This window comes from Aquimarina sp. RZ0 (assembly GCF_008370685.1).
Classification (GTDB): Bacteria; Bacteroidota; Bacteroidia; order Flavobacteriales; family Flavobacteriaceae; genus Aquimarina.
Genome location: NZ_VTZU01000013.1, coordinates 1 through 22,195 on the forward strand (window position 1 = coordinate 1; position 22,195 = coordinate 22,195).

General features: G+C 34.4%; 13 protein-coding genes. 1 reads left to right on the forward strand and 12 read right to left on the reverse strand.

Annotation, left to right across the window (positions count from 1 at the left end):
- Positions 1 to 2,215: 2,215 nt before the first annotated feature.
- The 8 genes from F0000_RS06825 to F0000_RS06860 all read right to left on the reverse strand — a co-directional run bounded on the left by F0000_RS06825 (position 2,216) and on the right by F0000_RS06860 (position 12,659).
- Positions 2,216 to 3,232, reverse strand: coding sequence for an L-rhamnose/proton symporter RhaT (locus tag F0000_RS06825; RefSeq protein ID WP_149623967.1), 1,017 nt, complete (start codon positions 3,230 to 3,232; stop codon positions 2,216 to 2,218).
- A 52-nt stretch (positions 3,233 to 3,284) separates the two neighbouring features.
- The gene (locus F0000_RS06830; RefSeq protein WP_149623968.1) at positions 3,285 to 4,337 is read right to left on the reverse strand and encodes an aldose epimerase family protein; all 1,053 of its coding nucleotides are present in this window, start codon (positions 4,335 to 4,337) and stop codon (positions 3,285 to 3,287) included.
- Positions 4,338 to 4,383: 46 nt separating this feature from the next.
- Positions 4,384 to 5,478 (reverse strand): mandelate racemase/muconate lactonizing enzyme family protein, encoded by a 1,095-nt coding sequence (locus F0000_RS06835; protein WP_149623969.1) that lies wholly within the window; start codon positions 5,476 to 5,478, stop codon positions 4,384 to 4,386.
- Positions 5,479 to 5,497: 19 nt separating this feature from the next.
- Positions 5,498 to 6,949 carry an aldehyde dehydrogenase gene (gene aldA / locus F0000_RS06840; protein ID WP_149623970.1) on the reverse strand — a complete coding sequence of 484 codons (1,452 nt, stop codon included), beginning with the start codon at positions 6,947 to 6,949 and terminating at the stop codon, positions 5,498 to 5,500.
- A gap of 31 nt (positions 6,950 to 6,980) precedes the next feature.
- Positions 6,981 to 7,745, reverse strand: a complete 765-nt coding sequence (locus F0000_RS06845) for an SDR family oxidoreductase (RefSeq protein ID WP_188112042.1) — start codon at positions 7,743 to 7,745, stop codon at positions 6,981 to 6,983.
- Positions 7,746 to 7,770: 25 nt separating this feature from the next.
- On the reverse strand, positions 7,771 to 8,787 hold the full coding sequence (locus F0000_RS06850; protein ID WP_149623972.1) for a zinc-binding dehydrogenase: 1,017 nt from the start codon (positions 8,785 to 8,787) through the stop codon (positions 7,771 to 7,773).
- 47 nt (positions 8,788 to 8,834) lie between these two features.
- Positions 8,835 to 9,998, reverse strand: a complete 1,164-nt coding sequence (locus F0000_RS06855) for a glycosyl hydrolase (protein ID WP_223148882.1) — start codon at positions 9,996 to 9,998, stop codon at positions 8,835 to 8,837.
- A gap of 126 nt (positions 9,999 to 10,124) precedes the next feature.
- Complete coding sequence (locus F0000_RS06860; RefSeq protein WP_149623974.1) at positions 10,125 to 12,659, reverse strand: glycoside hydrolase family 2 TIM barrel-domain containing protein; 2,535 nt, start codon at positions 12,657 to 12,659, stop codon at positions 10,125 to 10,127.
- Between the two features lie 336 nt (positions 12,660 to 12,995).
- On the opposite strand from F0000_RS06860, the gene F0000_RS06865 reads away from it, so the two are divergent.
- Positions 12,996 to 14,609, forward strand: coding sequence for a hypothetical protein (locus F0000_RS06865; protein ID WP_149623975.1), 1,614 nt, complete (start codon positions 12,996 to 12,998; stop codon positions 14,607 to 14,609).
- A 49-nt stretch (positions 14,610 to 14,658) separates the two neighbouring features.
- On the opposite strand, the gene F0000_RS06870 is transcribed toward F0000_RS06865, so the two are convergent.
- The 4 genes from F0000_RS06870 to F0000_RS06885 all read right to left on the reverse strand — a co-directional run bounded on the left by F0000_RS06870 (position 14,659) and on the right by F0000_RS06885 (position 22,034).
- A complete protein-coding gene (locus tag F0000_RS06870) occupies positions 14,659 to 16,026 on the reverse strand; it encodes a DUF2231 domain-containing protein (protein ID WP_149623976.1) in 1,368 nt (455 codons plus the stop codon).
- Between the two features lie 90 nt (positions 16,027 to 16,116).
- The gene (locus F0000_RS06875; protein ID WP_149623977.1) at positions 16,117 to 17,226 is read right to left on the reverse strand and encodes a 6-bladed beta-propeller; all 1,110 of its coding nucleotides are present in this window, start codon (positions 17,224 to 17,226) and stop codon (positions 16,117 to 16,119) included.
- A gap of 54 nt (positions 17,227 to 17,280) precedes the next feature.
- Positions 17,281 to 18,786 (reverse strand): DUF1501 domain-containing protein, encoded by a 1,506-nt coding sequence (locus F0000_RS06880; RefSeq protein ID WP_149623978.1) that lies wholly within the window; start codon positions 18,784 to 18,786, stop codon positions 17,281 to 17,283.
- A gap of 5 nt (positions 18,787 to 18,791) precedes the next feature.
- On the reverse strand, positions 18,792 to 22,034 hold the full coding sequence (locus tag F0000_RS06885) for a DUF1553 domain-containing protein (RefSeq protein ID WP_149623979.1): 3,243 nt from the start codon (positions 22,032 to 22,034) through the stop codon (positions 18,792 to 18,794).
- Positions 22,035 to 22,195: the final 161 nt, after the last annotated feature.

The following is a 22,195-nucleotide window of genomic DNA, read 5'->3' on the forward strand; positions in this document are numbered from 1 at the left end:
AATATTCCCATTCTACTACTTTAGTGAGTCGTTCTAAAGGATCTCCTTGTTTACTAAGCTTTTCTAATCGATAACTTTCTGAAAATAAAGAAGTTGTTCCTGTGCGTTTGTAACTATTCATCTCACCTGTGTTTAGTCAGTAAAATACTATAACTATTTGATTAAAAATAAATTAATTTTAGAGGTAACCTATAGTAAAAAGAGGCGGTTTTTCTAGCAAATCTTCGACTGTTCTAGAATTTACCTGATACAGAATACAATACCATATTCTAAAATAAAATTACCTGAAAAATAATTTCTTTTTATTTCACATTTGAACTAAAAAAAATTGATTTAGTTTAGGTCGTGATTTCATTTAAGATAGTAGGTTTTATCCTAATTTATAGCATTCATAGAAGGAATCATTACTAATTACATGAACATTCTCAGTTTTTTTAGAGATCTTTACTGTTAATTTTTCAATACTATAAAACACCAATTTAAAATATCTTAATATCAGGCTAATTTTAAGAGTCATTCTAAATAGAAGATAGTTATTATTTGTTTCGACAAAAAATCAGGGTAGCATAGTCAAAAATCAAAATAGTTTAAGCTGAATTAAAACAACTTAATAACTTTTTAAACCTCAATGGTTATCAAGAACTATTTTATTACTTTTCTGTCCTTATAGCCATTGTTTTCATATAAGAAGCAATCGAAAACAAAACTTATAATTCTGACATCTGTTTATATTCAACGTAAATTATAAAAATCCCTTTTATACGATTTACAACTAAAAATTTCGCATATTCATCGTTTCTTTTTCCTTTCTACTTCGTTTAAAAAATAAACCGTAGCTATAGCTATGCTTGATTTTTTTGCCTTGCATAAAGAAAAAATAATTCAATGAATTTATACGAATTTTTTAATCACAAATCGTATTACTCCAATATTCTCTACTATAATATTATTTATTTTCTTTAAGCATTCATAGACACACATAGAATCAAAAAATGAATATCATCAGAAACACAGCCAAATTTCAGAAAAATGAGCCTCTTATCTGTGACTACAAATTTACCTTAGAGCATGTTTAAACTAAATTTTCGTGTGTTTTTTTTAATAAAAACTTGAATACCAAAACTTTACTACTGATAAAACAACATTATTCACACAATCTCAATATGACAAATAAACTAACCAACAATAGGAATATATGCAATTATTTTTACCTAAGAAAACACGAAGTCATTATAAATTACGAGCTATTGTAGATGCCATTTTATAGTAACATAATACAGGTACTCAATGCATAATGTCCCAGATATTTTTCCAAAATGAAGTAGTGTATATTACTATTTTCACAAATGGCAAAAAGATAGAACGCAAGAAGAATTAAATACAGGGATCAATAAAATGGAGTGAAGTCGACAAGAAAAAGAACCAACACCTAGCTTATTATCTATTGATAGTCAATCCATAAAGCCTGATTTTTTACAAGTGAACCAAAAGAGGTTGACGGCAATAAAAAAATCAATGGTCACAAACGTAATATCATTACCGATACTGTAGTCTAATTTGGGGAGTTATTGTAGAAGCCGATAGAATAGTTGCTAACAAGGTCATTGAACCTTTATGATAGAATGGAAAAAACATTACCTGTCATGCCTACAAAACAACATTTATGAACCGGGTTGAAGAAAGTGTAATTGGACTTATAGTAGAAATATCATCGATCCTACATCAATAAAAGGATTCGTTTCCTTAAAGTAGAGAATAAGTAACTTAAATAACTTGGAATCTTTAGTCTCTATAGAAGGCTTTACAAAGACCACGAAAAAAAAGTAAAGAATCATTGATAGCACAGAAAGATCATCAAATGATTCCCAATATAATACTACAATTGATGAAAATCGTATTTACACAGGCAATTATAGATTATGACATATATAATAGCAATAAAATTAAACGAATATCAAAAACTGAGGATTACAAAAGCTGAAAAATAATCGATCTTCACTCTGAAATGAATCAATAAACAAACAAGTTTTTCTATCGCCATACAACCAAAAATAACAGAATTACCCATTTAAACCTTATAAGGAATTACGCATCATATTAATTTAACAATCATTTAGATAGAGCTAATGATTGCTAAATTAATACGATCGAAAAATACTACTCAGAGAACTGAATGGGTAATCCAGAAAGATAATTCTTTAACAATAATTAGTCACTACACCGCATTCCCGAAGGCAATCACAATCACACCAAGAATCATGGCGCTTAACCCTAAATAGAGAAATTTCTTAGATTTTGAGCCTGCAGTATTCCATTCTCCAGTTAACACTCCTGTAATTATAGCTACTGCAACACAGGAAGTATTAAAAATAGCATACCCTACCGTATTACCTGATGACCCCAGCTTATAGGCTGCAAAAGCAAAAGTACCGGATGCCGCAAAATTTAATAATGCCATCACAAAAGTATACATCACATTTTTACCTGTGTGAACAGAACTAAATTTATTCCAAAGTTTTTTAACACTCAATTGATAGATAAAGTAAGGAACTACAAAGAGCGCTCCAGAAACATAAATAACAATCATAACCATTACAGCCGTGATCCATTCTGGATTACCAGCTTTTTGACAAGCTTCATGCAAGTAGGGTCTCCCAAAAGCATTTGCATAGCTAAATCCTGTAGCCAGCAATCCTCCTACTACAGCTATTATGATTCCAATAGTCATTGAAGAAGATTTTGAAGTCACTTCCTGGCTATCATCTTTTTTATCATTTTCTTGTCGTAAAACTCCTGCTTTTCCATTAAAAAACACGCCAAGTAGCACAATAAGAATACCTATTAATATTATATAAAAAACATTCATAGGTGGCAAGCCATCTACCAAAAAAGGCAGTAATGATCCAACAAGGATGACAGTTCCTATAAATATAGAAAAACCAAGAGATAAACCAATATAATTAATAGCTTTACCCCACATCATAGCACCGATACCCCAAAGAATGCTGGTAAATGCCATCAGGCCTAAAATCTTAAAAGGAATATTAGCAATTATTTCCTGAAAACCTTCAACCAGCAAAAAACCAGCTGTTATAGGAATAATAAGCATATTGATAAAAAACATCATTCCCCAGGTATTCTCAAATTCATACCCTTTTGTATATTTTTCAGGTAAGGCATAAAGCCCAAGCATAAGACCCGCTAAAATGGCCAATATAATTCCTACAATCATAATTTTAGTTTTATTTAGATAATTTAGTGTACACTCGGTTTTACAATCTTATTTATACATTGTAAAATTTAAATATAGTTTTGCTTGTATAAGGTGCATCAGGATAGGTAATTCCTTTAGGAGCCTCTCCCAAATTTGCACTATTTGGATATCTATGTGTTTCACAACAGAATGCTTTATACCTTCCGTATTGATCCCCATTTTCTCTTTTTAAAAGGTCTGAGGTAAAATATCCGGAATAAAATAACATTCCTGGTTCAGTAGTTGACACATCCATGGCACGACCACTACCTGCGTGCTCAAAAGAAGCTACTTTTTTCAATTTAAAATCTTTTTCGAAAACAAAATAATTATCAAAACCTGTCTCCATGTGGTCCAAAGCTTCACTAAATAATTTACCTTGTCTAAAATCTTCAGGTCTTCCGGTTAAGTCAACCACATCCAGATTATCAGGAATTCCTTTTTCATCTGTTTTCAAGAAACCTTCAGAATGTATGGTTACTTTATGATTATGTACCGTTTCTTCAAAACCTGTTAGATTAAAATAGGAATGATTTGTTAACGAAATTGGCGTAGCCTTATCTGTTTCGGCATAGTAAGAAATTATCAACTCGTTTTCATTGGTAAGAGTAAAATCGGTTTTCACTAAAACATTTCCTGGATATCCTTCTTCCATATCAGCACTATGGATGGTCATTACCAATGTAACTTGATCTGCTCCTTCTGTAACCTCTCCAGCTTCCCACATTCTTCTATCAAAACCCAGTAGCCCTCCATGCAGATGATTACCTCTATCATTTTGTGCCAGAGTATATTCTTTTCCTTCTAAACTGAACTTACCATCTTTAATCCTGGATGCGCATCTTCCTACTGTACCTCCAAAATAGGGTGCATTATCCTTGTAATCTTTAGAAAAATAACCATCAACATTATCAAAACCGCAAGTAATTTCGTGTAGGTTTCCTTTTGAGTCTGGCGTAAGAATCGAGGTTATGGTAGCCCCATAATCAGAAACTTTAACTATCATTCCATTTTTATTCGATAATATATATTGTGATACTTCCTGGTTATCGATAGCCCCAAAATTCTTTTTTTCAATTTTCATATTTTCAATGTATTAAGATGATAGTTAAAGTTAAGTGAGATGTATTTTATTTTTGTTTAAAGGGAGCTAGTTTTTCCCAGTTAAAGAATACTCCTACACCTGGAGTATCGGGAGCAACTGCTCTGTGATTTTCTACAACCAGCGGTCTTTGTGTGTATTCATCAATCGGAAAGCTGTGTACTTCCAGCCATCCTGCATTTTCCTGAGAGGACACTAAACTTACATGCAGTTCCTGCATCCCGTGAGAACAAACAGGTATGTTATGTTTTTTTGCCAATGCTGCTACACGTAACCATCCCGTTACTCCTCCACAATTGGAAGCATCAGGCTGAATGAATGATAGTTTAGATTGTTCAAAAGCATATTCGAATTCATGAATAGTATGTAGGTTTTCGCCCATTGCCAATGGAAAATCTGTCTTTTCAACAATTTCGCCGTATCCTTTATAATTATCGGGAATTATAGGTTCTTCAAACCAAGTGATATTACATTCTTTAAACCTATCAATTGCATCCAGCGCTTTATCTATACTCATAGAATAGTTAGCATCTACCATAAAGGTTACATCTGGACCTATAAATTCTCTTACAGCTTTGATTCGCTCTATATCTTCATCCAGATTCTCTCTTCCTATTTTTATTTTTACCGCATTGAAACCGTTACTAAGGTAAGTCTTCATGTTATCCAAAAGCTTTGGCAATGGAAATTGTAAATCAATCCCTCCGCAATACGCTTTACAGGTATTATCAGCCCCTCCAGCTACTTTCCAAAGTGGTTGTCCTAGCTTTTTACAATGGATATCCCATAGTGCTATATCAATAGTAGAAATGGCAAAGGAAGCAATGCCTCCTCTGCCTACATAATGTATATGCCATTCTAAGAAATCATAGATACCTTCAATATCCGAACCATCTTTGCCAAGTAATGCTTTTTCAAAATCATGATCAATCATCGCCTTTATGGCTCTTCCTCCTTTTCCTCCAGTATAGGTATATCCTGTACCCTTGCTACCATCTTTTAATGTTATCGTGACTGTAACCAGCTCAAAATGATAATGATCTCCATGTTTAGCATCAGATAAAACTTCTGGTAAAGGCACCTCATATAGTTGGGTATCTATCTTTATAATTTCGTTATTCATCTATATTCAGATATTCTGATTATTTGTAATTTAAATAAAAAGTCTTCTTTTCTAAATATTGCTCAAAACCATATTTTCCATCTTCACCTCCACTTCCAGAGAGCTTATATCCATTATGGAATCCCTGATGTTGTTCTCCATGACCTCTGTTTACATAGATTTCGCCATACTCTAATTCGCTATTACATTTCATAATAGTTTTCATATCTTTAGTAAATACCATTGCTGCTAAACCATACTCACAGTCATTAGCATATCCTACAACCTCCTCAAACGTTTTAAACTTTAAAACAGGTAAGATCGGCCCAAAAGACTCTTCGTGTACAATAGTCATATCTTGAGTCACATCTGTAAGTACTGTAGGTTCAAACCAATATCCTTTTTCGAACTCAGCACCTTCAGGTCGTTTTCCTCCTGTAGTTATAGTTGCTCCTTCTTTTACACTAACTGCTACTAAGTGTTCCATATGAGTAAGCTCACTTTTGTTTACTTTTGGCCCCATATCTGTATCTTCCAGCATTGGATCACCTACTTTAAGTGCTTTTACTTTAGCAACAAACTTCTCCATGAAAGCATCATAAATATCTTCTTGTACATACATACGCTCATTACAGGTACATACTTGACCACAATTATCAAAACGAGAATGTAAGGCGGAATCTACAGCGGCATCAATATCTGCATCTGCAAATACTATAAAAGGAGCTTTTCCTCCTAGCTCTAACTGTACATGGGTTAGGTTTTGTGCAGCATTTCTTGCGATTTGCTGACCAACAGGTGTAGAACCTGTCATTGTTACCATTTTTGTAAGAGGGTGTTCTACTAATGCATTACCCATTGCTCTTCCAGGTCCTGTTACGATATTAATTACACCGTCGGGAATCCCTACTTCTTTGGCAATATTACCAAGTTCCAGGGTAGCAAGTGGTGTTTCTGATGTTGGCTTAAGCACTAAAGTATTTCCTGCAACCAAAGCTGGTCCTAATTTTCTTCCAGCTAATGCCAGTGGGAAATTCCAAGCAGTGATAGCAACCACAACTCCTCTTGGAATTTTTTGTATCCAAATTTGCTCATCCTCATTATCAGAAGGCAAAATATCTCCTTCAATTCTTCTGGCCCACTCACAAGCGTATTGAATAAAAGTAGCTGTAACTTCTACTTCCATTGTAGCTACTTTTAGCAACTTTCCTTGTTCTTTTACTAATAACTTTGCCAGATACTCTTTTTTTGCCAAGATGGCATCCGCAAATTTATATAAAACTTCTGCTCGGTGGCGAGGAGTCGTTTTTTTCCAGGACTTAAAAGCTTTTTCGGCAGCTTCAAGTGCTTTTATACCTTCTTCTGCGGTTCCATTCTGAATAACAGCAACAACTTCTTCTGTAGAAGGACTAACCACATCTATAGTTTCTCCAGATTCAGAAGTGATCCATTCTCCATCAATAAATAATTGGTATTCTTTTATATTGCTCATTGTATTATTTTTTCTGATGTTTTTTAAAAATTTATCTTCCCATCCATCCGCCGTCTACGACCATGATGGTACCACTCATATAACTGGCAGCTTCTGATGCTAAGAATACTACGGGACCAGCAAAATCTTCTGGATTCCCCCATCTACCGGCTGGTATTCTTGCTAGAATTGAATTTGCTCTATTAGGATCATTACGTAATGCCTCAGTATTATCTGTTGCTATATATCCAGGAGCAATTGCATTTACATTAACACCTTTTCCTGCCCATTCGTTAGCAAAAGCCATTGTCAGCTGACCAATAGCTCCTTTACTAGCTGCATATCCAGGTACTGTAATTCCTCCTTGGAAAGTTAAGAGAGAGGCTGTAAAAATAACTTTACCATGCCCTCGATTTATCATCTCTTTTCCTAATTCTCTGGTAAGGATAAACTGTGCATTTTGATTCACTTCTATCACCTTATCCCAGTATTCATCAGAATGTTCTGCAGCAGGTGCTCTTAAAATCGTACCGGCATTGTTTACTAAGATATCAATTACCGGAAAATCTGATTTTACTTCTTTAATGAATTCATATAAAGATTTTCTATCAGAGAAATCACATTGATAGGCTTTAAAATCTTTTCCCAGTGCTTTTACTTCTTTTTCTACATCACTACCTTCTTTTTCAAGACTTGCAGAAACTCCAATAATATTAGCTCCTGCTTCAGCAAGACCTACAGCCATGGCTTTTCCTATTCCTCTTTTACAACCTGTTACTAAGGCTGTTTTTCCTTCTAAATTAAATTGGTTTAAAATACTCATTTCTTAAGTTATAAGCTTTTTATTGTTGGCAATCCATTAATACTTTTAATCCATTTGGATTTTTATCGATATTTTCGAAAACTTCTTGAATGTTTGACAGAGGTTGCACATCTGTAATCATATCTTCAAATGGTAATTCATTTGCTGTAATTAGTGCAATTGCTTTTTCGTAGTCTTCTTTTTCATATACACGAGCACCTATTAATTTTAATTCTTTCCAGAAAAATTTGAATAAATTAACTGGTTTTGGTTGTCCGTGGATAGCTACCATAACAATGCGACCGCGAATCCCAGCCACTTCAGTCATAATATCCAATGCGGGTTGCACACCTGCTACTTCAAAAACTACATCTGCCAAACGACCATCCGTTTGCTCACGCACATATTGCACTAAATCAATTTCTGTAGGATTAACAGCGTCAAACCCTAATTCTTTTGCTTTAGAAATTCGTACTGGATTAACCTCCGAAATAATAACATTAGCACCAGCATCTTTTGCAACCATAGCTACTAATAAACCTATTGGCCCTCCTCCCAGCACTACTGCCGTTTCTCCAGAAACTAAACCACTTAAACGAACATCGTGAACTGCTACTGACAAGGGCTCGATTAAAGCAGCTAATTTTAGGTCTGTCTCTTCTTTTAGTTTGTGTAATGTAAATGCCGGAACATTCCAATACTGCTGCATTGAGCCAGGGCTATCAATACCTATAAATTTGAGATCTTCGCAAACGTGATTAAAACCTTTATCTGAAGGTTTTACACCACGATCATCCAAAGGACGTACTACGACCTTATCACCAACCCCAAAGTCTGTAACTCCGGCTCCGATAGCATCAATTACTCCAGACATCTCATGACCAATTGTAACTGGAATATCCACTCTTTGATCCATCATCCCGTGATAAATATGTACATCTGTACCACATACACCAGAATACGCTACTTTTATTCGCACTTCACCTTCTGAGGGGGCTTCGATTTCCTTTTCGATTACGCTGAAGGATTTATTACCTTCGTATCTAGTTGCTTTCAATATTATGTATATTAAATTACTTAATTATCGTATTTATTTTCTTCTCTTTACTTTTCTTCACGTGTTTTTTCACCTTTTGCAACGTGCGATGTTTTTCTATGAGAACTGAAACGCATAATACTTTGATAGTTCCAACTATTATATACATGAGATAATCCCCAGTCAAAAATCTGTGTTGGATTACTATCAGATGCACTTAGCGATCTATTCAATCCAATTGCGTGCGGCATATTAGCCCCTTTTACAGCAGCTTTAATTTCAAAATTAATTCCATCGGGTGACCATTGTACAGTATTTCTTTCTGGTCCATCTGTAGTTATTAGAGAAGCGACACCTCCTTTAACAGGCCATACACAAATCTCATGTCCTGAATTAGAAACTGGATTGTACTTAGATTTTACGTACGGACCTTTGGGATTATCTGCTATAGCAACTCCATGACGAATTTGACGTCCTCCAAATAATATTTCTTCACCCATTTGCTCCCCTTTGTAGTATAGATAAAATTTTCCGTTAAAAGGAATAATACAAGGATCATGAACTTTATGAGAATCAAAATCTCCTTTTTTGACAACTGCAAAACGATTTTGTTCTTCTCCTTTCCAAACCCCATTATCTGATGGTTTTAGAATAGGTTCCTTACTTTTGGTCCACGGTCCGTTTGGTGATGAAGACCAGGCTAGACCTACTTCATTTTTTGTACGCACATCATAAGGAGACTTAATGGTCTGGTAACATAGGTAATACATATCCTCATGTTTCATAATTTCAACTGTAAACACAGATCTGTCATCATATGCTCCTTTTTCACCTCTTGGCACAGCAATACCTTCTTCTTTCCAGGTCCATCCATCTTCTGAAGTGGCATACCAGATATCACATCGATCCCAAGGGAATACTTTATCATTTTCTACATCACCTCCAAAACCATCTGTAGTTCCTATACTTTTAGAGTACCAAACATAATATTTCCCATTTTCCTTGATCATGGCTGATGGATCTCTTCTCACAACTCCTTCTTCATATGCCAAATCTCCTTTTAATGGTTGCATTTGATCAAACACTCTATACCAATCATTTTCTACATACTTCCATTGCAAAGCTCTTTTTGAAGCAGCACTTAAATATTCTTTATTGGTTATTCCAAATCTATCCAATTTTTCCTGAGACAAATCCAACTTTGCATCATCGCAAGGTTCTTCAGTTTTCATATCTGTATTTTCTGTTTTTGTTTGAGTATTTGATTCATTACAAGACACTAAAAAAGCACTAACGACTAAGTATCTTAAATATCTAAAATTTAAATTCATTTGATTTTATATTATTTTTGGGTAAAGTTAATCAATTGTAACGTGAATTATGTCACTGGACATATTTTTGGAAATAGCCTTAATCGTAACTTTAGATTTTTTTCTAGCAGACTGAAGAACCAACAAACATCTACCCTTATCCGTAACAATCTTATTAGATTGATAATCTTGCACATTTCTCGCGGAGCCATTATCCACACCTAAAATTTTCACGTCTCCTTGTACCTCAAAAGTAATTTCTTCATTTTGAGTCTTAACAGGATTTCCGTGCTCATCAACAAGCTGAGCAACTATATGCGCAGTAGCATAGCCATCTGATTTTAATGCTACTTTATCCGTTGATATCTGGATGTTTGTTGCCTTACTTGCCGTATTTATAGTTTCTATTGCAACAGTTTCACCATTTTTTTGACCAACTACCTTCAATTCTCCTTCTGTGTAAGGAATGATCCATTTATAAATTCTATCCTCAAAATCTTTTAATTCTTTAATTCCCATCGACATTCCATTGAGGCATAATTCAACTTTATCACAATTAGAGTATACCTCTACAGCAATATCTTGTTTTTCCTTATAATCCCAATGTTCATTCACATCGTGCCATACCCATAAGGCTGTTTTCCATGCATCTTTTTTTCTTTCTACCAGTTCTCCTGTATTTTGATCCTTTTTATAAATAGATTTATCAATAGTTTGAGTGGCTATATAAACGTGGGGATCGTCATTCCATAATGTTTTCATCATATGAAAAGAAGGTTTTTCAAAACCTGCAACATCCAACATACCACTTGGAGTTGCTTTTCTAGGCCACTGACCATTAGATTCACCCATGTAATCAATTCCTGTCCATAAAAAAGTTCCAGAAATAAAAGGTCTTTCTTGTATACTTTTCCATTCGTGCCACTGCACTAAGTTTTCTGTTCCCATAATAGGTTTCTCCGGAAAGTTTTCATGCCCATAGTCATACAACACTCTTCTATAACTGTATCCTACCACATCCAAAGCATCTGCATAGCCAGAAAGATGACTGGAAGAGGGTAAAATACAATTCGCTATTACATACCTTGTTGTATCTAATTCTCTAGTCCATCTTGCTAATTTTTTGGCTGTTTCACCGATATCATATTTTCCTTTCGGCAAGGTTTTCAGTTTCTCTTTAATTTGTTCTATTGTATGCGGAGGCTCTTCCCAAAAGTAATTACCGCTCCAACTCATATTATTAAAAAAACCAGTGGCATCAGCATTTCTAGGGTATGTCCATTCTATCTCATTCCCGATACTCCATTGAAAAATAGAAGGATGATTACGGTGTGCCAAAATTGTATTTTTAAGATCTCTCTCTGCCCATTTCTGAAAGTGCTGCGTATATCCTCTTGTTATTGAATCTACACTTTTTTCATTCATATTCAATCTTTTGTCTTTTGGATTATCCCATTCATCAAAAAATTCATCTTGCACCAAGAATCCCATTTCATCACACAAATCCAAAAATTCTTGTGAAGCTGGATTATGTGATATTCTTATTGCATTACAACCGCCGTCTTTAAGCTTGTTCAATCTTCTTCTCCACACGTCTTTCGGCACTGCTGCTCCAACTAGACCTCCATCGTGATGAAGACAAACTCCTTTTATAGCAACGTTAACATCATTAAGAAAAAAACCTTTATTTGTATCAAACTTTATTTTTCTTACTCCAAAATTAACTATATTCTCATCTATTACACTACCATCTTGCGATAACTTAATTACTGCTTTATACAATCTTGGGCTATCAATATTCCACAAATAAGGTTTTTGAATTTTGACAGTATTTTCTAAACTAACTTCCTGATTAGCCTCTAGTTTATAATTCTTTTTATAACTAGACACTTGTTGATTACCATCGTCAAGAATCTGAATCTCAAGATCAAAATCTTGTGCATCTGTATTATTATTCTTAATCGAAGTTTTTACGTGTGTGCTTGCCTCTACATCCGAAATATCAGGAGTCGTAATAAAAACACCCCATACTGGAATATGAAGATTATTCTTATGTATCAATTTTACATTTCTATAAATTCCAGATCCAGTATACCACCTGCTATCAGCATATCTACTACGATCTACTTTAACCCTTAGCTTATTTGGAGAATTATTAGAATTCAGATGTTTTGTAATATCAAAATAAAATGGTGAATACCCATATGGATGAACACCTAATAATGTATCATTAATAGATAACTCACTATTATTATAGACTCCATCAAATAAAATGTAGGTGGTAGTCTGATCATTTTTATTCAGCAAAAAATCTTTCTCATAAACACCAATACCTCCTGGTAAATACCCTGTTGCACCTTCTCCATGTTCTGAATTAAACGAAAAACCTACACTCCAATCATGGGGTAAGTTGACATCACTCCAAGTGTTCCCTTTTTTATCATTTACCTCCCAAGAATTCTCTGTAAGTCGGAACCTCCAATCAAAATTAAAATCATGTTTGCCGATTTGTGAGTATTCTTGCGCTGTTATTAAAAAAGAAGTAAAAAGTATAAAAAAAATATTAAAAGTTCTTAATCTCATGTTTAATTTGTAAAAAATTTAAGTAACAAATATCAAAACTAAATTCAAAATTCTTGACCAACCCTAACTAGACAATAAATAGACAATTGTTTTTTAATAGCTTGCTTAACTAGACAAAAACACTATTTTAGCCAGTGCAAATAAATCAAAAAAAACATTCTTTTGATAATTTTGTTAATTTCTAAGAAATAACCCTTTTTTTTGCACATTATCTTACTAATTCGTCAGCTTGCAAATTAATCATTATTTACTTATCAAGCTGTTGATTGTGTTAAAAATTAAACTTCTTTAATTATTAAATTGATATAAAATAAAAAATAATATAAGGATTACATGATGAAGAAGCTATCACTTATAACTAAATTTTTAACATTATTAGTTAGTGCAAATATTTTATTTGGTCAAACACCGTATCAGACAAATCAATATTTAGAAGATGCACGAAAAAATAAGTTTCTCAATTTTGAGAAGGCTACTCATAACTACAAAAAAAGCATTGAATATTTTGCTTACAAAAAAGATACTTTTAATCTTATAAACAGCATCAATGAATTATCAGAATTGTATGGTCATAATCTAGATTTTGATAAATCTTATGACGGGTATTGGAGAGCACTATATCTAGCTGAAGAAAGCAATGATCAATTTTCTAAATCAAGAGTTTATCAGTCACTCGGCTGGCTATATAGTTTTTACAATAGAAACAAAAAGGCTTTAGAAAACCTTGATAATGCACTAAATATTAGCAAAAAACTATTTTCTGAAAAGAAGATTAGTGTCGATTATTTAATAAGCGACTATTTTTCTATTGCCAATTTCTATAGATATAATAGAGATTTTGAAACAGCAAGAAAATATGTTGATAGCTGCTACATTTTCTATAACTCTGAAAACAATGAGACTCAGAATTACTATTTGGAAGCTGAAAAAGGCTTCTTATTAGCTGCAGAAGGTGAATTTCCGGAAGCAGAAGAAACTCTTGAAAAGTCCTACGAATACTTTAAAAACAATAATGAATCGTATTTAGTAATTATACATTATTTATTTGCAAGAGTATACCAAATGAAAGGAGAAATTGAAAAAAGTAAGTTTCACTTTTCTAAATCCCTTGAAGTATCCAGTACGCACAATAGCCACATGAATTATAAGATCATAAATCACAAAGAGCTATCTAAAATATATTATGATTCTAAAGAGTACAAAGAAGCTTTTTTTCATATTGAAAAAGCCATAGAATTAGAAAACAAAATCTTTGGTATCAACAGTAAAAACAACGAATATTTATTCGAAATAAAAGATAAATATCGAATACAAAAAAATGAACAAGAGCAAATTTTAAAGGAACAAAAACTATTAAAATTAGAACACAAACAAAAAATATCCCTTCTAAGGTCTACCTTATTGTTTGTAACCTTGTTTTTCTTATTGGTATTTGGTTATATGGTTTTTAAAAATTTAAAAAGAAAACACAAAAGAGAAAAAATCTTACTTAAACAGAAACAACGAATAAAACTGAAAGAAACTAAAAAAGCTATTGAATTAAAAAACAAAGAGCTAGCAAAATCAGCCTTACAACTCATTGAAAAAGATGAATTCATCGCTAGTTTAAAAAATGCGCTTACAGAAAATAAAGAGGATCTCAATTTAACCTCTATCAATAAAGTAATAAAATCGATCCAATCCGGAGTAGGCAGTAACTGGAAAGAGTTTGAAGCAAGATTTATTGATATAAATCAGGATTTTTATAAAAAAATTAAGAAAGATTTCCCTGCTCTGACTCAAACAGATCTAAAAATTTGTGCCCTTATAAAACTTAATTTCTCAAGTAAAGACATGGCATCATTACTGGGAATCTCTATAGAAAGTGTTCATACCTCCAGATATCGATTAAGAAAGAAGCTTAAACTAGAAAGAAACGACAATCTGGTTGAATTTGTGTCACAATATTAACCCTGATATCATAACAAAACTTTGTAAAAACGCCTACATTCTTAAAATCTTAAAAAACAAAATTAAGAGCCTTATCCGCTGGCACGACAACATCTTCTTTTCTTATAGATGTTCCCCACACGTAAACCTTCTTAAGGTTCTTTATTTTATAAAGAGCTTCAACACTTTTATTGGTTACCAAAGTATTATTATACAGGTTTATACTTTCTAATTGATCCAATTTTATCAGGTACTCTAGACCTTGATCTGTGATCATATTTTTCTCTACATTCAACCTCTTTAAGCTCGTAAATTCTCCTATTGTTTTAAGATTATTATCTGTAACACCATTAGATGGCAATGATAACCAAATAATATTGTCTTTAATTTTTAATAATTTATTAAGTAGTTGAGCTGTTTTTTCAGCATTATTTTCTTTTCCAGGCAACATAGCAATATCTAATAAATTAGACTCAGAAACCAATTCTCTAATATGCACCCCATCAGCCATTAACTCTTCAATGACATCTTTAGAAACTATAGGAGCATTTGCTAACGACTTTTTACCTTCTTCTCCTACATTCAACATCGTCCTTATAACACTCTTAATCTCTTCTGGAGTTTGAATATCATTTACCGTAATCTTAAAATCTGATTGCCCAGATGCTATCCAATACTCTAAGACCTTGATCTCTTCATCAGTTAAAGGTGTTTTACCTTTAGGAGGCATTAATTTATCATCGTTTGGATTCAATAACACTCGATGTACCAATTCTGATTTTGAAACATCTCCTGCGACAATTACAGCTCCATTTTTCCCTCCTTTTTTTATTGCAGTTTCATCTTCTAACGACAACCCTCCCTTTTTCTTGCCAGAATTATGGCAACTCGTACATTTCTGTTGTAAAATTGGATTCACTATATGCGTAAAAACCTGAACTTCCTCGATAGATGTAATTACCGGAAGTGTTTCTTTTTCTTCTTTCCCAAAAGGAAGGTAAGCCGTCAAATAATCTTCGCCATGAGTTAAGTTACCTCCATAATGCCCGGTGACACTTAGTAAAACAACAATACAAACAAGTGTAACCAGGTTTACGTTTCCTGGCAGCGTTACTAACTTTTGGATTTTTTTAGTTTTTAACCCCCATGCCAATGCAGAAACCACAGTCGTTCCGATCCCAAACCAAAAATGCACATCTAAGGCATCATCCTGATAATCCCCACTAAGAGACAACATATATCCCAGAACACAGGCAATTACCGCACTAATAGTCCCTAGTAGCAATGCTAAAGGCACAGCTTCTTTTAACAATTCATTCTTTTTTATTTTGGATACTATTTCTAAAATAAAGGCAAAAAACAAAAAACCTATGGGAAGGTGGACTAATAATGGGTGAAACCTTCCAAAAAACAATACAATATCTGAAACTTCTTTCATTAAAAACTAATTACTGGTAGAGCATCTTACAAAAAAAGGTGCTTAACCAACTAAACAGTAAAGACCAATTTTTATAAAATGCGTTTAATTTTATATTCTTTCTAATTTTAGTGGAGCTGTCTTATTTGCATTCCATTGACATATATAGATATTTTTATCCTCATCAATACAAACATCATGCCCGTGTAGTATTGGCTTATGTGCCAATTGGTACGATTTCTGAAGTTTTCCGTCCACATATTCGGGAGGTGTCCCTCCTGGATTAGAAACAACAGTATCTCCTTCTAAAATAGTAACGAAACCAGTATGTTCTTTCCAGGTAGTACGTCCTACTTTAGGCTGTGACCAACAAACTCCTGCGTACAAGTTTTGGTCATCAAAAACAGGTCGACACACCTGCATATTAGGCAAATGTAATGTCTTTATATATTTACCATCCAGCGTGAACCATTTAAAAGATTTTTCATTTCTGGAAGTACACACTACCATAGGATTATCTTTATCTCGATAATCAATTGCTACTCCGTGAGCACTATCTAATCTATACTTAGGATCTTTATTATCTCTCCCTCCCCAATGCCTTATATATTGACCTTTACTATCATATTGGACAATAAAATCCATCCCATAACCATCTGCCACATATATATCTCCATTAGGACCAATCGCAGTTTCTGAGGGACAAAAATGATCTCCAGGTTCATAAACACCAATAGTTTGCGGATGTCCTATGTCAAAAATCACTTTTCCATCAGTTGTGGTTTTGGTAACTCTCCCATTATGATGAACCCAGTTACCAGTTTTATCCAAAAACCATCCAGAATCTGTTAGATACAAGAAATCCTCACCTCCTTCATCAGCAATAGTAAGTCCATGACCTCCCGGATACGATGTCCCCCAATAATCGAGTAATTTACCAGACTTATCAAAGATCATAATATTATTATCTGTATGATCACCCATCATAATCAACCTCCCTTTACTATCCATCTGCATCTCATGGCAATTAAGTATAGGAGTTTTTACAGCGCTGATTTTAGCCCAATCTCTAATGATTCTATATTGATATTCCCCATGACCGACAATTTCTTCTTTCTGAGGTTTGTTTTTTTTAACGATATGAAAACCAAAAGAAGGAGAAGTCACAATACCAGCTCCTACCAATGATGTTTTTTTAATAAAATTTCTTCTTGAGCTCATAGAGATCGGTATAATTGATTATTTATGTTTCTTTATGTAAAAAAGATATGTTATTTAACTTAAAATATCCTTAACCACATGGCCATGAACATCAGTCAATCTAAAACGTCTTCCTTGGTGCTTAAAAATTAAACGCTCATGATCTATCCCAAAAAGATGCATTAATGTTGCCTGAAAATCATGAGTATGCACAGGGTCTTTTACCACGTTATAACTAAAGTCATCCGTCTCTCCGTAGGATATTCCAGGTTTTACACCTGCTCCTGCCATAAACATGGTAAATGCCTTAGGATGATGATCTCGCCCATAATCTGTAGCTGTTAGTGTTCCTTGAGAATATACAGTTCTTCCAAACTCACCACCCCAAATAACCAATGTATCTTCAAACATTCCACGTTGTTTAAGGTCTTTAATCAAAGCTGCACTTGCCTGATCTGTTTTCTTTGCATTACCTAGCACACCACCTGGACAACCAATATGCTGATCCCATCCCTGATGGTACAATTGAACAAATTTCACCCCTTTTTCCAGTAATTTACGTCCTAACAAACAATTTGCAGCATAGGTGCCTGGGTCGCGACTATCTTTACCATACATATCAAATATGTAATCTGGTTCATCGCTCATATCTGTTACTTCCGGGATTGACGTTTGCATACGAAAAGCCATTTCATATTGAGACATTCGAGCATTTATTTCTGGGTCTCCATAAAAATTATTCTGAACATTGTTTAGCTTTCCTAAATAATCTAACATTCTACGTCGATCATGCCCATCATAGTTCTCAGGATCCGTAAGATATAATACCGGATCTTTTCCACTACGAAATTGAACTCCCTGATGTTCTGTTGGTAAAAAACCATTCCCCCATAGTCGAGAATATAGGGGTTGCCCCGCTCCATTTTTAGATATCAAGGTGATAAATGTAGGTAAATTCTCATTATCAGAACCCAAACCATAACTCAGCCAGGAACCTATCGATGGTCTTCCAGGTTGCTGACTACCTGTCTGAAAAAAGGTAATAGCAGGATCGTGATTAATTGCATCTGTTTGCATGGACTTAATAAAGCATATATCATCTACTACTTCAGAAAGGTATGGCATCGCATTACTCACCCAGGCTCTAGACTCTCCATATTGCTTAAAATCTATAATAGACGCTGCTATAGGCAATGTACTCTGATCAGCACTCATCCCTGTCAACCGTTGTCCCTTTCTAACGGATTCGGGTAATTCTTTACCAAATAAATCTTTTAATTTTGGCTTATAGTCAAACAATTCTAATTGAGACGGCCCTCCACTCTGGAAAAGATAAATAGCGCGTTTTGCCTTAGGCATATGATGAGGCAATCCCAAATTATTACGACTAAACATTTCTAAATCTGGCTGCACATTATTTTTGACATTCCCCCAGGCTTTATCCATATTTAATAAAGAACCTAGTGCTAATGCTCCAATTCCCAAAGATGTTTTTGTTAAAAATTCTCTACGATCAAACATTTTCTCAACCTTTTGGAGATCTTTGTTATTTGATCTTAATTTATCATGATGATCACACATAAATATTATCTTTTAGTTATTGTTGCATCTGAGTTCATAATCGTACTAGCTACTATAGCATTAGCCGCAATTAATGGAGAATTGTCATGTTCATCAAATCGAAAATCTCCTGAACTCAACCAACCTTTAGTTTTATTTATATTTTCCTGAAATTTATCAAGTTCTTCTTTTTGCAATGCCATAAGCACTTCTAATTCTTCTTTTGATATCGCTTTCCCTGTTAATCGCATATACGCATCTTTGATCCCTGCTTCGGTATTCAGAAATTTCGTCATATTTTTTCCGATAACTTTTGCTGCTTCCAGATATGTCGGATCATTAAGCAATACCAACGCTTGTAAAGGTGTATTTGTCTCTTGCCTTCTGGTAGTACAGATATCCCTATTAGCAGCATCAAATGTAGCTATAGTAGGATTAGGCGCTGTTCGCTTCCATATTGTATACAGACTTCTCCTATACAAATCATCTCCTACATCTTTTTTATATGTTGCGCGTGTCATCTCCCATAGCCCATCTGGCTGATAAGGTTTTACACTTTGCCCACCTATTTTCTTATTAATTAGCCCACTTGCTACCAATGCATTGTCTCTCAACATCTCTCCGGAAAGCCTTTTAACAGACCCTCTTGCCAAGAATTTATTCTCAGGATCAAGTTCTCGTAATTCATCAGACACATTGGAGTTTTGCTGGTATGTCTTTGACATAACGATCAATTTATTGAGCTGTTTAAGATCCCAGCCTGATTCAATAAACTGAATCGCTAACCAATCCAATAATTCGGGATGTGTGGGCATTGAGCCCTGATTTCCGAAATCCTCTGATGTCTTAACTATTCCTGTACCAAAAAAGTTTTGCCAATATCTATTCACAGCTACTCTGGCAGTTAAAGGATGTTTTGGATTCATTAGCCATTTAGCCAACCCGAGTCTGTTTTTTGGTAAATCCTCAGACATCGGTGGTAGACTTTCTGGAGTATCTGAAAAAACCTCGTCTCCATGTGCATCATACTGCCCACGTTCTAAGACATACGTCTTACGAAGGTTTGGTGTATCCTTCATCACCATTATTTCTTGTATATTATCTACACTATCTGCATATCTGGTTCTAACTTTTTCTAGTGATGACAAAGCGCTCTTAAATGGTTTTGATTTTGTACTCAAAAAATACTCCAGTAACTGAGTGCGCTCGTCTTCTGTTAACTGGTCGGGCTTTTTTGCAATAACAGGCTCTAATAACTTTTCATCCGTCAATTTAAGAATCTCCAGAGCTGTCAGGTCTTTGTCAAAAACCATAAGATCATCTATCGTTCCATTTGTAAGACCTTTCCCTCTCCACCTTCCTCCTAACTGCAATCCAGGCTCTATCGGATTTGCATATATATAATCTTCATAATTATGAAAGATGATATCTTTATACAGGTTATCTATGGTAACTTCAGACTTCATTTCCTCTCCATTCAAATACAGCCTCAGTCCTGCTGCTTTACTAGATCCGTCGTATGTCATAGTGAGATGTATCCATTGATCTCTGGGAACTTTATTCAAAGTGTTTTCTACAATAGCATTATCGGGCCATACGTGAGCCAAAAGAAACTCAAAAGTATTATCAGGATTAATTTTTACGTGATACCCTCTATAACTATGAAGTCTTGTTCCCTGAGCTTTATGAAAAATTACGCCCTCCTTTAAATCTTTAGGCACATACAATCGCAATGCTATAGAAAAAGCCTCACTCCGTTGAAATATACCTACTTTTCCCAAATCAAGCCAGGCATCACCTTCAAACTGAAGCCCTTTACCTTTAAAACCTTTCTCAAACATCGCTTTATGACCATTCGAGAACTGAGTTTTCATAACTCCTTTTTCCCTTCTGTTAAGCCTATTGGTCAAGGAATTATTTTCAAAATCATAATATGCTAACAAGTGTTTTTGATCATCAAAAGAATCTTTCACATATCCTGACTCAGCAATCCAGGATGTGGCTTTCTTTGATTCTTCAACCTTAATTTCCTCAATTTCCTTGGTTTGCTCTGCTATTAAACCTTCTATATATGAAGCCATTTTCTCTTCTTCCTCTGTAGGAAGCAACAAAGTAGGAACCGGCGTAGACCAATCCCACGGGATTTGACCAGATTCATTTACCTGATTAAAAAAACCATACAATTCAAAATAATTTTTCTGTGAAATAGGGTCATATTTATGATCATGACATTTGGCACAAGCCATCGTCATCCCCATGAGTCCCTGCCCTACTACATTCGTACGATCCGAAACATATTCTACACGATATTCTTCATCTATAATACCACCTTCTAAATTCTGAGGATGTAGGCGATTAAACCCTGTTGCCAATATTTGTTCTTTCGTGGGATTTTCTAATAGATCACCTGCCAGTTGCCAAGTCACAAACTGGTCATACGACATATTATTATTAAAGGATTTTATAACCCAATCTCTCCACGGGCTCATATCTCTATAACGATCTACAAAATACCCGTGAGTATCTGCATACCTAGCCAAATCTAACCAATCTACTGCCATTTTTTCACCATAGTGAGGTGATTTGAGAAGGCGATCTACCTGTTTTTCATATGCCTCTGGAGAATCATCACCTAAGAAATCGAGTACCTCTTCTTTTGTCGGCGGAAATCCTGTGAGATCAAACGAAACTCTTCTCAACAATAATTCTTTACTGGCACTTCCCGCAGGTTCCAGCTTCTGCTCGTTCAACCTTTTCAAAACAAAATTATCAATAGGGTTCGCTGGTTCATACTTTTTATCAACTACCGGAACATCTGATCGCTGCGGAGGAATAAAAGCCCAATGATCCTTATATTCTGCTCCTTGCTCTATCCACTTGATCAATATGGCTTTTTCTTCTGCGGACAAAGACAAATAAGACTCGGGGGTTGGCATTACCATTTTAGGATCCTCTGATAAAATTCTATAGAAGACTTCTGATTTTTTAAGACTACCCGGGTCTATGGCAAATTTACCTGGAGATTCTGGCAGTTCCAGAAACGCAGTTTCAGGACTATGCAATTGTAATCCAGCAGATACCTTTGCTTTATCTGGTCCGTGACAAATGAAACATTTATCAGAAAGGATAGGTTTAACATGTATGTTGTAATCTACTTTTTCAGGCAGATAACCGTACGCTTTTTCTACATCTTCTGGTAATGAAGGATTACAGCCTACAAAAAATGTTACTATAAAAATTATAAATATTAGAAAGGATCTTCCTGTCATGTTTAATTATTTAACAAAATTTCGGTGATAAAATTATAATATCAATAATTTACAGCATTTTATTTAACTGAACAAAAACTGTACAACCGCTACCTTAAAACTAAACTGACGCAATATAGACAGCAACTTTTCATAATAAATTAAGAGTTTTAGAATATTTC

Coding starts and splice junctions, on each gene's coding strand:
- F0000_RS06825 (WP_149623967.1), bottom strand. CDS start 3,232: ATGATTGTAGGAATTATATTGGCCATTTTAGCGGGTCTTATGCTTGGG.
- F0000_RS06830 (WP_149623968.1), bottom strand. CDS start 4,337: ATGAAAATTGAAAAAAAGAATTTTGGGGCTATCGATAACCAGGAAGTA.
- F0000_RS06835 (WP_149623969.1), bottom strand. CDS start 5,478: ATGAATAACGAAATTATAAAGATAGATACCCAACTATATGAGGTGCCT.
- aldA (WP_149623970.1), bottom strand. CDS start 6,949: ATGAGCAATATAAAAGAATACCAATTATTTATTGATGGAGAATGGATC.
- F0000_RS06855 (WP_223148882.1), bottom strand. CDS start 9,998: ATGAAAACTGAAGAACCTTGCGATGATGCAAAGTTGGATTTGTCTCAG.
- F0000_RS06860 (WP_149623974.1), bottom strand. CDS start 12,659: ATGAGATTAAGAACTTTTAATATTTTTTTTATACTTTTTACTTCTTTT.
- F0000_RS06865 (WP_149623975.1), top strand. CDS start 12,996: ATGAAGAAGCTATCACTTATAACTAAATTTTTAACATTATTAGTTAGT.
- F0000_RS06870 (WP_149623976.1), bottom strand. CDS start 16,026: ATGAAAGAAGTTTCAGATATTGTATTGTTTTTTGGAAGGTTTCACCCA.
- F0000_RS06875 (WP_149623977.1), bottom strand. CDS start 17,226: ATGAGCTCAAGAAGAAATTTTATTAAAAAAACATCATTGGTAGGAGCT.
- F0000_RS06880 (WP_149623978.1), bottom strand. CDS start 18,786: ATGTGTGATCATCATGATAAATTAAGATCAAATAACAAAGATCTCCAA.
- F0000_RS06885 (WP_149623979.1), bottom strand. CDS start 22,034: ATGACAGGAAGATCCTTTCTAATATTTATAATTTTTATAGTAACATTT.